The sequence below is a fragment of the Sphingopyxis sp. 550A genome (genome assembly GCF_053569535.1).
Map to the genome: position 1 here is coordinate 1,967,761 of NZ_CM131615.1, position 14,873 is coordinate 1,982,633.

16 protein-coding genes are annotated in these 14,873 nt (G+C 65.8%); 10 read left to right on the forward strand and 6 right to left on the reverse strand.

Going from position 1 to position 14,873, the window contains the following annotated elements:
- Positions 1-12 precede the first annotated feature (12 nt).
- From ACVENA_RS09490 to ACVENA_RS09515, 6 genes are all read left to right on the forward strand, one after another.
- Positions 13-741, forward strand: coding sequence for an energy transducer TonB (locus ACVENA_RS09490; RefSeq protein WP_449328591.1), 729 nt, complete (start codon positions 13-15; stop codon positions 739-741).
- A 148-nt stretch (positions 742-889) separates the two neighbouring features.
- Positions 890-1,861 (forward strand): helix-turn-helix transcriptional regulator, encoded by a 972-nt coding sequence (locus ACVENA_RS09495; protein WP_449328592.1) that lies wholly within the window; start codon positions 890-892, stop codon positions 1,859-1,861.
- A 115-nt stretch (positions 1,862-1,976) separates the two neighbouring features.
- A complete protein-coding gene (locus ACVENA_RS09500) occupies positions 1,977-2,453 on the forward strand; it encodes a hypothetical protein (RefSeq protein WP_449328593.1) in 477 nt (158 codons plus the stop codon).
- Between the two features lie 7 nt (positions 2,454-2,460).
- Positions 2,461-2,934 carry a hypothetical protein gene (locus ACVENA_RS09505; protein WP_449328594.1) on the forward strand — a complete coding sequence of 158 codons (474 nt, stop codon included), beginning with the start codon at positions 2,461-2,463 and terminating at the stop codon, positions 2,932-2,934.
- Between the two features lie 10 nt (positions 2,935-2,944).
- On the forward strand, positions 2,945-3,280 hold the full coding sequence (locus ACVENA_RS09510) for a hypothetical protein (protein ID WP_449328595.1): 336 nt from the start codon (positions 2,945-2,947) through the stop codon (positions 3,278-3,280).
- Positions 3,281-3,300: 20 nt separating this feature from the next.
- Positions 3,301-3,792: a hypothetical protein gene (locus ACVENA_RS09515; protein ID WP_449328596.1), complete on the forward strand. Its 492-nt coding sequence runs from the start codon at positions 3,301-3,303 to the stop codon at positions 3,790-3,792.
- A gap of 22 nt (positions 3,793-3,814) precedes the next feature.
- Here ACVENA_RS09515 and ACVENA_RS09520 read toward each other — a convergent pair whose 3' ends face one another.
- A complete protein-coding gene (locus tag ACVENA_RS09520) occupies positions 3,815-4,738 on the reverse strand; it encodes a hypothetical protein (protein WP_449328597.1) in 924 nt (307 codons plus the stop codon).
- Between the two features lie 517 nt (positions 4,739-5,255).
- Between ACVENA_RS09520 and ACVENA_RS09525 the strand changes: the two genes are divergently transcribed.
- From ACVENA_RS09525 to ACVENA_RS09535, 3 genes are all read left to right on the forward strand, one after another.
- The gene (locus tag ACVENA_RS09525; protein WP_449328598.1) at positions 5,256-7,559 is read left to right on the forward strand and encodes a catecholate siderophore receptor Fiu; all 2,304 of its coding nucleotides are present in this window, start codon (positions 5,256-5,258) and stop codon (positions 7,557-7,559) included.
- Positions 7,560-7,644: 85 nt separating this feature from the next.
- Complete coding sequence (locus tag ACVENA_RS09530; RefSeq protein WP_449328599.1) at positions 7,645-8,322, forward strand: Fe2+-dependent dioxygenase; 678 nt, start codon at positions 7,645-7,647, stop codon at positions 8,320-8,322.
- Positions 8,323-8,335: 13 nt separating this feature from the next.
- A complete protein-coding gene (locus ACVENA_RS09535) occupies positions 8,336-9,037 on the forward strand; it encodes an energy transducer TonB (RefSeq protein WP_449328600.1) in 702 nt (233 codons plus the stop codon).
- Between the two features lie 9 nt (positions 9,038-9,046).
- Here ACVENA_RS09535 and ACVENA_RS09540 read toward each other — a convergent pair whose 3' ends face one another.
- From ACVENA_RS09540 to ACVENA_RS09555, 4 genes are all read right to left on the reverse strand, one after another.
- Complete coding sequence (locus ACVENA_RS09540; protein WP_449328601.1) at positions 9,047-9,904, reverse strand: FAD:protein FMN transferase; 858 nt, start codon at positions 9,902-9,904, stop codon at positions 9,047-9,049.
- A gap of 104 nt (positions 9,905-10,008) precedes the next feature.
- Positions 10,009-10,857 carry a DUF4198 domain-containing protein gene (locus ACVENA_RS09545; protein ID WP_449328602.1) on the reverse strand — a complete coding sequence of 283 codons (849 nt, stop codon included), beginning with the start codon at positions 10,855-10,857 and terminating at the stop codon, positions 10,009-10,011.
- Positions 10,858-10,877: 20 nt separating this feature from the next.
- Entirely contained in the window at positions 10,878-11,402 is a 525-nt protein-coding gene (locus ACVENA_RS09550) for a DUF2271 domain-containing protein (RefSeq protein WP_449328603.1), read from the reverse strand.
- A gap of 11 nt (positions 11,403-11,413) precedes the next feature.
- Positions 11,414-12,067 (reverse strand): PepSY-associated TM helix domain-containing protein, encoded by a 654-nt coding sequence (locus ACVENA_RS09555; protein WP_449328604.1) that lies wholly within the window; start codon positions 12,065-12,067, stop codon positions 11,414-11,416.
- A gap of 181 nt (positions 12,068-12,248) precedes the next feature.
- On the opposite strand from ACVENA_RS09555, the gene ACVENA_RS09560 reads away from it, so the two are divergent.
- The gene (locus tag ACVENA_RS09560; protein WP_449328605.1) at positions 12,249-13,040 is read left to right on the forward strand and encodes a hypothetical protein; all 792 of its coding nucleotides are present in this window, start codon (positions 12,249-12,251) and stop codon (positions 13,038-13,040) included.
- Between the two features lie 138 nt (positions 13,041-13,178).
- On the opposite strand, the gene ACVENA_RS09565 is transcribed toward ACVENA_RS09560, so the two are convergent.
- Positions 13,179-14,861: a PP2C family protein-serine/threonine phosphatase gene (locus ACVENA_RS09565; RefSeq protein WP_449328606.1), complete on the reverse strand. Its 1,683-nt coding sequence runs from the start codon at positions 14,859-14,861 to the stop codon at positions 13,179-13,181.
- Between the last annotated feature and the right edge of the window lie 12 nt (positions 14,862-14,873).

A 14,873-nucleotide genomic window follows, 5' to 3' on the forward strand; every position in this document is an offset into this window, starting at 1 on the left:
TCGGGATGCGCCATGGTCTATACGGGGCAGCTTTCGGGCCGGCAGCACGCCGCGGCGGGCGGCGCGACGCTGGTCGCGCTGCTCGCGGTCGGCCTGATTCTGCTGAACGGGCTCGACCTCCAGATTGTCCGCAAGGCGAGCGAGACGATCGTCGCCATCGCCCTTCCCGCTCCGCCGCCCCCGCAAGAAGAAGCGAAACCCGCGCCGGCCGAGAGCGACAAGGCCAGCGGCAAGGCTTCGGCCGCGAACAAGCACGCCAGGGCGGCGCCCATCGCCGCGCCCAAGCCCAAGCTGTCACCGATCAAGCCTCCACCGATTCCCGCGGCGCCAACACCCGGCATCGGCAGCGACGCCTCGGCGGGGGCAATGCCCCTCCCCGGCCCCGGATCGGGCGCGGGCGGCAGCGGCAATGGAACCGGCGCGGGCGGATCGGGAAGCGGCACCGGCGGCGGATCGAAGGCGGTGTGGCGCAGCGGCACGATCCGCGACAGCGACTACCCAAGGGATGCCGCGCGCGCGAAGACCGGCGGCGAGGTCGAGGTGCGCTTCACGATCCAGTCGACGGGGCGCGTCACCGGCTGCCGCGTCACCCGATCGAGCGGCGATGCGTCGCTCGATGCGACGACGTGCCGGCTGATCGAGGACCGCTTCCGCTTCAGGCCCGCGACCAACAATGCGGGCGATCCGATTGCCAGCTCCTATGGTTGGCGACAAAGCTGGTGGCTGGAGAAACGGCGCTAATTTCTCCCGCCCACAGAGCGAATCATCCCCTTTGGATTGTCACGCATTGCCGGTGCGCGATTGACGCAAAGGGATTCAGGTCATAGCCTCCGCCAAACAAAAATGACTGGGTCTCTATTCTCATAACTCCGCGGCGGGGAGTGCGTGTATGGAGAATGATGCGGCCACCTTCCGGTTTTCGCTTGCCGAGATACCGCAGCCTCAACGTCGGGAAATGGTGCGGGAGGTCGCCGGGCGCGCCATTGCGAACCTCGACCTCACCCCCAAGACCGACGATCCGCAGATGGAAGTCGAAACCCGGTTTTTGCCTGGGTTAACCGTCACCGATGCCTGGGTCTCCCCGCATCTTGCATCCAGTTACGATCTCTCGCGCGGCGACGATGACTTCACGCTGCTATGGAGCAGTTCGCCTGCCAAGGGAGGAGTTTTGCAGTTCGGCAGCGAACTGCCCGCCGACGGATCGGCCGCTCTCCTTTCCTGCGCCGACCGGATGGATTTCGAAACGCATGAAGCCTTTCCGCATGTGTCGGTGAAGCTGCAACGTTCGCTCCTGTGCCCATTGCTGCCCGACGCCGAAGCCGCGCTCATGCGGCGCATACCACCAGACAATCCGGCGATGCGGCTGCTGAAATCCTATCTCGGCAGTTATCGCGCGCTGCATGATACCGGCCCCACGGCCCAGTTCGCGCACCGCGCCGCAATCCATATGGCCGATCTGGTGGCGCTGGCGATCGGAACGGATCGGGACGCGACAGAACTTGCCGCGGGGCGGGGACTGCGGGCCGCACGGCTGGACGCCATCAAGCGCTGGACGCTTGCCCACCTCATTTCTCCCGAACTCGGCATTCGATCGGTCGCCGACGCCGCGGGTTTGAGTGTGCGGGTGGTTCAGTTGCTTTTCGAGGCGGACGGTGTGACCTTCACCGCCTTCGTCCTGCGCGAAAGACTGGCGCTGGCGCATCGCCGTCTGTCCATGCCGCATCTTGCGAAACGGACGATCGCGGAAATCGCCTATGGCTGCGGGTTCGGGGATCTCAGCTATTTCACGAACAGCTTTCGCAGGGCCTATGGCGAAACCCCCTCCGACGTCCGGCACAGAGCCCTTGCCCGCCCCCATTGACGGGTTTCGTTTCCGCACAAATTGCCGCTTCGCCGTGGCCCAAGACGGCCTTTCGAAGGCCGTTGCAAGATAACCGCATCACAGAGCTTGCCAAACAGGGGAGGAAGTTCGTCCGATGTCGCGACCTTTATTCATATCACTTACGCTTGCCGCCGCCGCGACGCTCGCGGCCTGTTCGGGGGCCGAAAAAAATGGCGATCAGGGCAAGGAAACGCAAAATGCCGCCGACGCATCGCTTCCGCCTGCCTTGTCAGGAGAAGCGGGCTTTACCCTGGCCGCCGACTGTTCGGCCAAGCTGAAATCGGTTTCCAATCTTTACAGCACCCTCGCGGCGCAAAGCAGCGGAACCGATGCCGAAGACCTGGCGAAACGCGCGTCGCAACGCGACACCGCCGCGACCGCCTTCGCGCAGATTGCCGAACGCGCGGCGGGCACGATCGGCAAGACCCCGGAACAGGCCGCGCAGGCCATCCGCGATGCCGACGCCGCGGTGCATGCCGAGTTCGAGAAGCGCCCGTTCGAGGATTTCGCCACCTGGGTCACCAACGAGGTCGATACCAAGTGCCGCGAAGCCCTGTCCGGCAAGAGTTGACCCGGCCATGGCCGTGCTGGCGACGGCGCTGAAAACAATCGCCGTGCTGACGTGCAGCCTGTTGCTGGCGGCCGTCGTCGGCACCATCGGCAGCGTCTTTCTCGAAGTCCTTCTGCCGCGTTTCTTCAGCGCGCTGCTGCCCTATGCGATATGGCTGGTCGTCGGCATCTATTGCGGACTGCTCAGCTTCGGCGGCGCCGGAGCCTGGGCATCGGGCCATGCCAGCCCGTGGGCATGGCGCGGTCAGGCCAGCCAGGCCGAAGGGGACTGGATCACGCTGCCCGGCGCGAAACGGGTCGGAACGACGGTCGCCGTCGTCGCCATTCTGGAGCTCGTACCGCTCGGCGTATTTTTCCACCTCGTCAGCCACGACGGTCATTCGCTGACCTTCTTCGTTTCGGCCCTGATCGGAACGATCCTCGGCCGCTGGTCGCTGATGCCCGGCGACGGCGCCCCCCTATCCGGCAATCCGATACGATAAGGAGTTTTCCATGACCGCGACCATTCGCCCCGGCGAGAGCATCATCGACACCTGGACGCTCTTCTATCTCCCGCCCGGGGGCGGCAAATACAACGGCAAGCTGACCGTTACCAATCAGCGGCTCCTTTATGATGCAAAGCTCGACGCCAGCCTTATCGGCACGCTCGGCAATTACGCCGCCGATGGCGAGCTGGCGATCGAGAAGACCGATATCCGGGCCATCGACGTGCAGCGCAAATTGTTCAGCAAGCGCGCGACCGTGACCCTCGCCGACGGCAGCCAGCACATCTTCGACTATGGCGCGATGAACATCGACAAATGCGTCGCGGCGATCGAGGCGCGATGATCGCAGGGACCGGCTTCAGAATGCTGCGCGCCGCCGCTCTCGGGGCCGCTTTCGCAGCCGCGCTGCCCCTGTCCCCCGGCGCGGCGGCGCAACAGGCCGAAACCTATGGGGACTGGATGGTCCAGGGGCCGGCGGACGGCGCAATCACCGCCAGCACCGCCACCCCGGCCGGATCGCTGTTCGGCATGGTGTGCGACCGCTCGAAATGCGACGCCTTCTTCAATCCGAAAATCGCGTGTGACGACGGGCACGACTATCCGGCCCTGATCGGTTCGCCGACGGCGACCTTCGCCGTCAGGATGCACTGCGCGACGGTCGGTGCCTTCCGCGCCTTCATTCTTCCCCTTGACGGCGGATTGGCGGAAGCGATGGCGGAGGGCGGCGAGCTTGGCATCGCCTTTCCGCTCGGCTCGGGTCAATTCGGCGAAGCCCGCTTTTCGCTGACCGGCGCGGCGCAGGCAGCGGCGCGAGCGCACGAACGCATGGGGTTGTCGCGCAAGCCCGCCACATAGCCGACGGCGCCCCGGCCCGGCTCTATCGCGGCGTCCGCATCATTCGGATCATATGGCCGAGGCCGACGACCAGCGCGACAACGACCTGCATGAGATAGAAGGCCAGCCAGACCAGCCAAGCAGCGAACAACAGCAGCCCATACCAGCCGGCTGACTGGATATCGAAGATGCCATAGATCGCCAGCATCCCGATGCTGACGGCCAGCAAGCCCAGATTGAGAAGGCAGCCGATCCGTCCGCGCTGCGCATCGCGCGCCTTCAGGTCCGCGATCGCTGCCGGGGTGAAATGATCGAGCACGCGCTGCATCGCGGCGCGGGCCGGCGGCGGGACCGGGACCATCAGTCCGATCTCCTCGACCGCATAGGCGCCGAGCGAACGGGACGAGCCCTCGAAAGTGGAAACGAACGCCAGATAGTCGGCGCCGGGGCGCGGTGCGGTCCGCCCCAATACCCCCGGTGCCACGGCCGTCAGGCTGGACGACAAACCACCGTGCAAGGCGAAATATCGCGCGCCGACCTGAACCCCTTCTTCTCCAACGCGAATATCGACCCCGGCCTCCGGCGCATCGAGGTCGCATAGCGACAGCGCCAGTTTGGAGAGGGCGTCGCCGTCGCCCTTGTCGTGCGCGCCCTGCAAATCGCGCTGGAACCGCGCCCAATCGGACGCAGTCACCGTCCAGCCGGCGATGAGGCTCGCGCTTCCCTGCTCCGCGAGGCGCCGCATATATCGCCAAGCCCGCCACGCCTTTGCAATATAGGGCGGCACGATGAAAAGGCTGAGAAAGAATATCGCGGACGAGAAGGCGCCGGGCAGCGCAATCAATGTCTCGGTCGTCGATGAAGCTGTCTTCGCCGCCGCATAGTAGGATGTCGTCACCTTATCGCCCAGCACGACGAAAGCCGCCGTCAGTAGCAGGCCGATCAGCGGCACGCTAATCCAGATCAATCCCGTTCGGATCGGATTGCGCATCCCCCACATCAAACACCCACTTCATCGCCGCGATATCTTTTTGCGGCGTCACGCACCGATTGTCTTGGACGGGGACGAAGGGCGATCTTGTCGAAAACGAATATGGGCGGTTGCGCGCCTTGCCTTTCAACGGCTCTCTGCCCCGTCCGGTGGACGCGCCTTCGCTCGTCGTCTCGAATAAAGGTCTTCCGAATGGATCGTCATCCCGACGAAGGCCGGGATTTCGCCGGTGCGTCAATCCGATAGGGTGAGATCCCGGCCTTCGCCGGGATGACGGGAAATAGGAGCCAGGATTTCGGCCGCACCCGACCATGCTCCCGGCCGACGCTCCGCAAAAACACCGGGCAAGGAGGAGCCTGACGGCGCCCGTCCTTCGCTTCTGCGACAAAATAGCGACAATATCGCGAATGATTATCAATAAACATTGACTCTGCGAACGACTCTCAATAGCGGCGTCCCCGTCACGATCTTCGAACCGAAAAAGGGGAAATCCATGTCATTCTTGCGTTTGCGCGAAACCATGTCGGCGGCGGCTCCAGCCTATCTGGCGCTGAGCTGTTTCGGTCTCGCCGCATCTCCCGCGACCGCGCAGGACGGCGGACAGGAAGCGAAACAGCCGGTGCTCGGCGGCGTGACGGTCACCGACACCGCCATCGACGACGAAGGCTATAAGGTCGACAAGCCCTCCTCGCCCAAATTCACCCAGCCGCTGCGCGACACGCCGCAGACGATTCAGGTCATCAGCAAGGAGTTGTTCAACGAACAGGGCGCGACGACGCTGACCGAAGTGCTGCGCAACAGCCCCGGTGTCGGCACCTTCTACGCCGGCGAGAACGGCAATACGACGAGCGGCGATTCGATCCGCATGCGCGGCTTCGATACGTCGAGCAGCATCTTCGTCGACGGCATCCGCGATCTGGGATCGGTCTCGCGCGATATCTTCAACACCGAAGCGGTCGAGGTCGAAAAGGGCCCGGCGGGTACCGACAACGGCCGCACCTCGCCGACCGGCGCGATCAATCTGGTCAGCAAGCGCGCCACGCTCGAAAGCGCGCTGTCGGGCACGCTGTCGGTCGGCGTCGACGGGCAGAAGCGGATCACCGCCGATGTCAACCAGACCCTCGGCGGCCTCAGCAACAGCGCGCTCCGGCTCAACATGCTGTGGCAGGACAGCGACGTTCCGGGCCGCGACCATGTCAATAACCAGCGGCTCGGCCTCGCCGCCTCGCTCGGCCTCGGGCTCGACACCGCGACCCGCGCCTATCTGAATCTGCTCTATGTCGATCAGGACAATATCCCCGACGGCTATGTCCCGACGATCGCCCTTCCCGGCTGGGAGCCCCAGGCCGGGCTGGAATCGCTGGTCGGCCACCCGGTCGATTCGAAGAATTTCTATGGCACGCGCAAGGATCATGACGATGTGAAGGCGCAGATGGCGACGCTGATCATCGAGCATGATTTTTCGGACAATGTCCGGCTGTCGAACGTCGCGCGCATCGGCCAGACCGAGCAGGATTATCTGCTGACCGCCTTCATGTCGACGGGCGCCAACATCGTCGGCAATCCGGCCAACCCCGACGATCTGTCCGCCTATACGCTGACCCGCGGCACCCCCACGATCCGCGACGCACGGAACCGCATCCTGACCGATCAGCTCAACCTGCGCGCCGATTTCTCGACCGGAGCGATCGAGCATAATCTGAGCATCGGCGCCGAGCTGACCAGCGAAAAGCAGGTGATCTTCAGCCACAGTTCGACGGGCACGCTCCCGGACGCCAATCTCTACAACCCCGACTGGAACGACACGAGCGACTATACCCATTCGCGCAACGGCGCGGTCGCCCGCGGCAAGACGAACACGCTCGCTTTCTACGCCTTCGACACCGCCAAATTCTTTGATGGGCTGTTGCTGGTGACCGGTGGTATCCGCGTCGATCATTACAAGACGACCTATTTCGCCAACGCGGCTTGCGGCGGCTCGGGCCGTGGCGCCGTGCCATGCGGGACGGCCCCCGTCGGCACGATCGTCACTACGGCGGACCTGAAGGCCAAGGATACGCTGTTCAACTGGAAGCTGGGCGCGGTGCTCAAGCCGGTCGAGCCGCTCAGCCTTTATGTGAACTATGCGCTGTCGCAGCAGCCCCCGGGCGGCGAAGCCTTCACCTTGGCCACCGGCAACAGCGCCAACAACCCCGACTTCGAGCCGCAAAAGGCCAAGACGATCGAGGCGGGTGTGAAGTGGGACGTGCTTGACGGCGCGCTCGCGGTCAACGCGGCGATCTTCCAGACCAAGGTGCTGAACGAAATCAACGCCACCGATCCCTCGGACATCCAGAGCGGATCGAAGCGGGTGCGTGGGGTCGAGCTGTCGGTGGTCGGCAACATCACCGATGCCTGGTCGATCTCCGCCGGCTATGCGCATCAGAAGACCAAGGTCACGAACGGCAGCGGCATCGCGGCGGACGGCAGCGAAGGCCTGACCTATTCGCCCGACGACAGCTTCTCCTCCTGGACCAGCTATCGCGCGCCCTTCGGGCTCGAGATCGCCGGCGGCGTCCGCTATACCAGCGGGATGCGGCGCGGGACCGATGGCGCGGTCGGCACGCCGCCGCGCACCCAGGGCTATACGGTCGTCGATGCGCTGCTCGGCTATGCGGTCAACGACAATGTCAAACTGCGTCTGAACGCCTATAATCTGTTCGACAAAGATTATGTCGCGGCGATCAACAAGAGCGGCTATCGCTACACGCCGGGGCAGCCGCAGACCTTCCTGTTCAGTGCCGATTTCCGTTTCTAGGGAGCCGGAACGGGGCTTGGGGCGATGGGGCCTGGGCGGGGGGCGTGCCTCCCGCCTTCGCCGTTTGAAAAGGATTTGAGCCGGCATGTTGCTGCATATCCCGAACGTCCTGACGCCGGAGGAGGCGGCGGAATTCCGCCGCCGCCTCGATGGCGCCGACTGGACCGACGGGCGCGAGACGGTCGGCGCGCAGGGCGCGAAGGTCAAACGCAACGAGCAGGTGCCCGACACCTCGCCGCTCAAGACCGAACTCGGCGCCGCGGTGCTCGCGGCGCTGAAGCGTAGCCCGCTCTTCTTCGCCGCCGCGCTGCCGCGCAAGATATTGCCGCCGCGCTTCAACCGCTATGCCGGCGGCGGCGCCTATGGCTTTCATGTCGACGGCGCGGTGATGAAGCTGGCGACGGGCGAGCATCTGCGCTCCGACCTGTCGTGCACGCTCTTCCTCAACGATCCCGCCGATTATGACGGCGGCCGGCTGATCATCAGCGACACCTATGGCGAACACGCCGTCGCGCTGCCCGCCGGCGACGCGATCCTCTATCCCTCGAGCAGCCTTCACCGCGTCGAGCCGGTGACCCGCGGCGCGCGGCTCGCATCCTTCTTCTGGATACAGAGCATGGTGCGCGACAACGACCTTCGGCGGATGCTGTTCGAGATGGACACCGCCATCCAGAAACTCACGCTCGACGGAGCCGACGACAATGCTGTCCTCCAACTCACCTGCGTCTATCACAATCTCCTCCGGCGCTGGTCCGAAACCTGAGCCCGAGACGGCGATGCGGGCGCGCGAAGCAGCGGTATCGGCCCGCGGCGTTTTCGCGAACGCGGGCTTCGTGACGACCGGCCGTTATGGCGAAGATCGGAGGCCCAATCTGCCCGCCGCGGCGCTCGCGGCCCTGCTGACGGCGGGGCTGTTCGCCGTGCTGCTCCACACCGGCTATCACCGCGCGCAAGTCGAGGCCGCCAAGCTGGCGGTGGTCAACCTGTCGATCGCGCCACCGCCCCCGCCGCCCGCATCTCCGCCGAAGGAAGTGCCGCCGCAGCAAAAGGCGCCGGTCTTCGCCCCGCGCCCGCTGGTTGCGATTCCGACCGATCAGCCGCCGATCCAGACCTCACCCGATCCGGTTCCGGCGCCGCCGGTCCCGGCACCCGCGCCGCCGGCGCCGCCGGCCCCGCCCGCGCCGCCTTCGACGGTGCAGGCGAGCGATCTCGGCACGCGCATGGTATCGGGCGCCCCGCCGCGCTATCCCACCGAAAGCCGGCGGCACCGCGAGCAGGGGACGGTGCTGCTGTCGTTGACGCTCGACGTCGACGGTTCGGTCGCGGCGATTTCGGTCGCGCGCAGCAGCGGCTTCGACCGCCTCGACGAAGCGGCGCTCCGCGCGGTGCGCAAATGGCGCTGGGCGCCGACGATGCGCAGCGGTCAGGCGGTGAAGGTCAAGGGACTGGTCGAGATCCCGTTCGTCCTGCGCGGATAGGCCCGCGCCTCAGCCCAGCATCGCGCGCCATTCGCGCGAGACATGTTCGCGATCGCCGGCGACCATCGATGCCGCGAGCCCCTGCGCATCGGCGAGCGCGATCGCCTTCTCCGGTCCCAACACGGTCAGCGCGGTCGCCCAGCCGTCGGCCATCATGCAGTTTCGGTGCAGAACCGTCACCGACGACACGGTGCTGACGATCGGCCGCCCGGTCATGGGATCGAAGCTGTGCGAATAATGCCGCCCGTCCGCCACGAAGCCGCGTCGGTAGTTGCCCGAGGTCGCCACGGACAAATCGTGCAGCGCGATGCGCCACGGCGGGATCGACGTCGTCGGCGGCATCTCGACATCGACCCACCACGGCTGGCCATCGGGCCTTATCCCCTCGCCACGCAATTCGCCGCCCAGTTCGAGCAGGAAATGACGCACACCCTGCCCGAGCAGCCATTCGGCGGCGAGATCGACGCCATAACCCTTGGCGATCCCCGACAGGTCGAGTTCAGCGCCTTCGCCGCGCCGGATGCGGCTATTCTTCAGTTCGACGCGCCGATCCGCGACCGGCTGATCGCGCGGAACGCAGTCCACCGGACCGCGGCTCCCAAAGCCCCAGCCTTCGGTAATCGCTCCCAAACCGGGATCGAAGGCGCCGTCGCTCGCCCCCGCGATCTCCAGCGCCGCCGCGACCACATGAGCAAATTCGGCAGGAATCTCCCGCCACGCGCCCGCGGGCGCGCGATTGAAGCGCGATAAATCGGAGTCAGGCTCCCACTGGCTCATCTGCCGGATGACGCGGCCGAACGCCGCCTCCACCCCCGCCGCGAGATCGGGCAGAGCGGAGACCGCGTGCAGCGACCAGCTCGTCCCCATCGCCTCGCCCGACAGAATCTGAATCTCCCCCGCGCCGGTCCGCGCCGCAAAGGCGGCGGGCGTCAGCGCGCGGGGGATCAGGATGCGGTCGCCGGGTTGTTCGCTCAGGGCGCCATCACCTCGAGCGTGGTGACATAGCCCGCTCGGCGCTGCGGCGCGGCCGATGCCGGCGGCGGGCCGCCCTCGCCACCTTCGCCGCGCGCAGTCTGCGGCGTCGTGACGTTCATCCAGTATAGGCCGGGCTCGGGCCAGGTCACCGCGACCTTGCCCTCGGCATCGGTCTTGAGGTCGATCTGGCCGAGCTGATCGCGATAGCGGATGCCGCCGGGGATCACCGTGACCGGCAGGTCCACCGCGGGCTTGCCGTCGAGCAGGAACTGGAACGTCGCCGCCTCGCCCGCGAACAGGTCGTTCGGATGCGTCACGGGAACCATCTCGATCCCCTTGCCGGTCGGCTTGAACAATGTCGTCGTCGGTTCGCCGACCGTCACGAAAATCTCGTTGCGGTTGTTCGCCTCGGCGGTCTGGACATTGGTCGCCCCCGCCGGGAGCCGCTCGGCAAGGTTGGCGGCAGTGGTGCCGCGCGGCAGCCGCTCGGTCTTGCCGTTCAGCTCATAGCTGCCCATCAGCGAATCCGACACCGACGCGATGCGGTAGGTGCCCTTCTGCGTCAGATGAACGTCGAAGGTGCTGCGATAGCGCCCCGTCGCCTTGTTCTCGATCGTCACTTCGCTGCCGTCGGGCGCCCACGCATGGACGGCATCGAGCCGCAGCGGCTGATGCTCGAAATAGAAAAGGTCGTTCGACACCGCGGCATCGACCGTCACCCACACGTCATCGCCCGACAGCACCGTCGACGACGGCATCATCCACTGGCGATGCGCGCTCGCCGGAACCGCGGCCATCGCCGCCAGCGCGACCGTCGCCGCGAAACCCCAAATCTGCTTCTTCATTGCCCTGCCCTTTCGTTGGATCAGCGGAAGGCGACCGTGACGGCGCCGAGTTCACTCTTGCCCGCGGCGCGCCCGCCCGGGCCGGCCTTGGCAGGCCAGGTGAAGGGGATGCGGAGCAGTTCGCGTCCGCCGACCTCGCGCGCGGCCTCGATCACCAGCACATAATTGCCCGGCGCCGTGGCGCCGAGCTGGGCGCGGCTGAACGAGATTTTCTGCGCGCCCGGCGCGCGCGTTGCGCCGGTGATACCGTTCGCGGGAAATGTCATCGTCCGGCCCGAGGCACGCCACCACTGGCGCACGTCGCGCAGCCATTTGGTGCCCTCGTTGTTCTTCATGTCATAATCGTACCAGACCGCGACGGTCTTGGCCGGAGCGCCCGCCTTTTCGACCCATATCGCCACATAGGGCCGGTGATATTCGGCGACCTTGAGCTGCGGGATGGTGATGGTGACGTCCATCGTCGCGGGCGCCGCGGCCAGGACCGGGGCGGTCAGCACGGCGCTCAGCGAGCCGCCGATCAGAAGCGTGCGCGAAGGGGACTGCATGAAGACTCTCCTTAGTGGATGAAGATGATCGCGATGGCCGCGGGAAGGATCAGGCCGGCGCCGACGAGCGGCCAGGTGCTCTTGCGCTTCGCCGAATGCAGCCAGAGCAGGAACAGGCCGGTGATCGCGAAGATCAGGCAGGCGAAGGCGAAAACATCGATGAACAGGCTCCACTCGCCGCCCGAATTGCGCCCCTTGTGGAGGTCGTTGAGATAGGAAATCCAGCCGCGATCGGTGACCTCGCTCGACACCGCGCCGCTCGCGCGGTCGATCGCGACCCAGGCATCGCCGCCGGGGCGCGGCGCGGGCAGATAGACTTCGTCGGCGGACCATTCGGCCTCGCCCGTCGCCTTGACCGGGAAATGATCCTCGACCCACACCGCGACGGGCCGCGGCAGAACGCCCTTGCCCCCGGCCGGATCGGCGCCGAGCTGGCCCAGCACCGCCTGTGGCATCTGCGCCGTCTTTTCGACGACGACGGGCGCCCCCTCGATGTCGGCGGCGTGATTGAGCGTGAAGCCGGTGATCGCGAACAGCAGCAGGCCGATCAGGCTGATCGCCGAGCTCATCCAGTGCCACATATGCAACTGCTTCAGCCAGAAGGCTTTGCGGCTCTTCTTGACCGGCGGGCGCGGGGATGTGCGCGAGGATGGGGGTGCGTGCATGGGGACTTCTGGTTGAAAACGATGCCCGCCATTATCGAGAACGATTCGCAATTACAATAGAATTACGCGCATCGCCGCACCTCGGCACCGACGATATTTCATGGTCCTATCCTCTGCTTATGTTAACGGGGCGTGGGTATAGATCGCGCGCGCTGCCGCCTGTCGCAGCTCGGGGAATGACATGATCCGCCTCTTCCTATCCATCGACATGGTCGGCTCGACCCAGTTCAAGGCCCGTTTTTCGGGCCAGGGAAGCCAGGGCTGGCTCGAGGTGTTCCAGGCCTTCTTCTGCAACTTCCCGCTGATCCTTGCGGGGCAGGTCGGCTTCGAGTTCATCGATGACGAGCGCACGCCGTCGATCGACATCTGGAAGGCGATGGGCGACGAGGTCATTTTCGCCGCCGAGCCGCAGAGCGCCGAAGAGGCGGCGTCGATCCTGCGGGCGCTGCTCCGCGCGATGGCACTCTACGAAAGCCGTTATTTCGAGCGCATTCCGCTGCGGCTCAAGGGCACCGCCTGGCTCGTCGCCTTCGGCGAACAGAATATCGAGCTCGACATCGCGGAACTGGCGGCGGGCGACGGGGCGCGGCATATCGACTATATCGGTCCAGACGTCGATCTCGGCTTTCGCCTTTCCAAATATGCGCGACCGTCGAGCCTCGTCGTCTCGCTCGACCTGCTCGAACAGTTGCTGGGCGCCCGCAACGCGAGCGACCTCGCCTTCCACCTCGTCGGCCGCGACGAACTCAAGGGCGTGATGTTCGGCCGCCCCTATCCGATCGTCTGGGTCAGCGACGCCGAAGCCGGCTTCGACTTCCTGCCGTGGGAGATCGAGGAATGCCCGCTCGTCGCCGCGGCGGCCGACGCGCCGCCGAGTGAGCCGGAACAACTGATGGGCGCAATCGCCGACATGCGGCTCTATCTGCGCAAGATGCACGGCGTCGACCGCGCGCCGCTGGTGCTGGGAAGTTAGGCCTGGTCCGTTGAGGGAATCGTCATCCCGGCGAAGGCCGGGATCTCGCCAGTGCGTCAGGCCGAAACGGCGGGATCCCGGCCTTCGCCGGGATGACGAGACAAGAACACGGAGTTTCGGGGTTTACTCGATCATGCCCTAACCGCCCCCCGCCGGCCCTTCGTAGCAGACCACCAAAATCGCGATATCGTCGGACTGCGGAATTTCGCCGACGAAGGCGCGCACGCTGTCGGCGAGACCTTCGGCGATGTAGCGCGCCGACGGATGCTCGCGGCTGCGCTCCAGCGCCGCCCGGATGCGCGCGGCGGTATAGAGTTCGTCGTCCGGCCCCGTCGCCTCCGACACGCCGTCGGTGAACAGGACCACCGCGTCGCCGGGCGCCAGCGTGAAGCGATCCGAGCGATAGGCGACATCGTCGAAGATGCCCATCGCCATGCCCTGCTGCTTCTCCAGCCGCTCGACGCAGCCGTCCGCGCGCACGATGAAGGGCGCTTCGTGGCCGGCGTCGCTATAGACGACGCTGCCGTCGCGAAGGTCCAATATGCCAGCGAGCGCGGTGACGAACATCTCCGCCACATTGTCGCGCGCGAGTTCGGCGTTGACGCGCGTCATGATCTCCGCCGTCGAGGTCGCGGACAACGCCTGCGCCTTGAACAGCGTCGTGGTCATCGCCATGAACAGCGCCGCCGGCACCCCCTTGCCCGCGACGTCGCCGACGACGAAGAACAGCCGGTTCCGGTCGATCAGGAAATAATCGTAAAGGTCGCCGCCGACCTGCTTCGCCGGTTCGAGCATCGCAAAGACATCGAGGTCGGTGCGCCCCGGAAAAGGCGGGAATTTGCGCGGCAGCATCCCGACCTGAATGTCGCGCGCCGCGGTCAGCTCGCCCTCGACGCGTTCGCGCGCCGCGGTCGCGGTCTCGACCTCGATCAGATAGCGCTGCAGCCGCGCGATCATTCCCGACATCGCCTCGGCGAGGCTGCCGACCTCGTCGCGCCGCGCGCCGCCGAGCTCCTGTATCGCGAGCAGTTCGCGCTCGTCGGGCTCGAAGCTGCGTTCCTCCATCCCGCGGGTAAAAGCGGTAAGCTGCGCCAGCGGCCGCACGATCCGCCCGATCAGCAGCCAGCCGACGGCGAGCGAAAGCGCGAACATGACGACCCCGACCGCGATCGACTGGATCAGCGCCTTGCGCAGGCTCGCGTCGAGTTGGTGCAGGTCGATGTCGGCCCCGATGACGTAGGTGCGCCCGTCGCGCATCCGCATCGGTTTGTAGATCGACCGGAAGCGGCCGAAGCTGTCGCTATATTCGTCGAACCGCACCCGTCCATCGCGAAAGCTCTCGCGCAAGCGGGCAGGCGCCGTATCATAGAGCGCGAAGAAGCGCGTCTCTGTCCCCGATTGCATTTCGGCGATCGTCGCGCTGGTCGCGACGGTGCGTATCTGCGGTCCGAACTGCATATAGGTATAGGCGTAGACCAGCCCCGACTCGTTCGCGAAATGCGACAGCCGGTCCTGCACGATGTCGAATTGCTCGGGTGAGACCGACGTCGCGTCGCTGATTCCGTCGTGATAGCCGCGCGGCACGATTTCCTGCACCGCATTGGCCGCGGTGACGAGCTGCCGGTCGATTCCGGCCAGTATCTCGGCGCGATCGATCGTATAGAGGACGACCGAATAGGCCGTCGCCGCGATCAGGTTGAGCGCGAACAGCAGCAACAGCAGCTGGGGCTTGAGCCCGAATTTTCGCTTGCGTCCCGTCATCGCCCCTGCCGCCACCATCGCTGCTTTTGCCCGTGCTGACAACCGTGCGGCTGACTTCATCAATATTTTGTT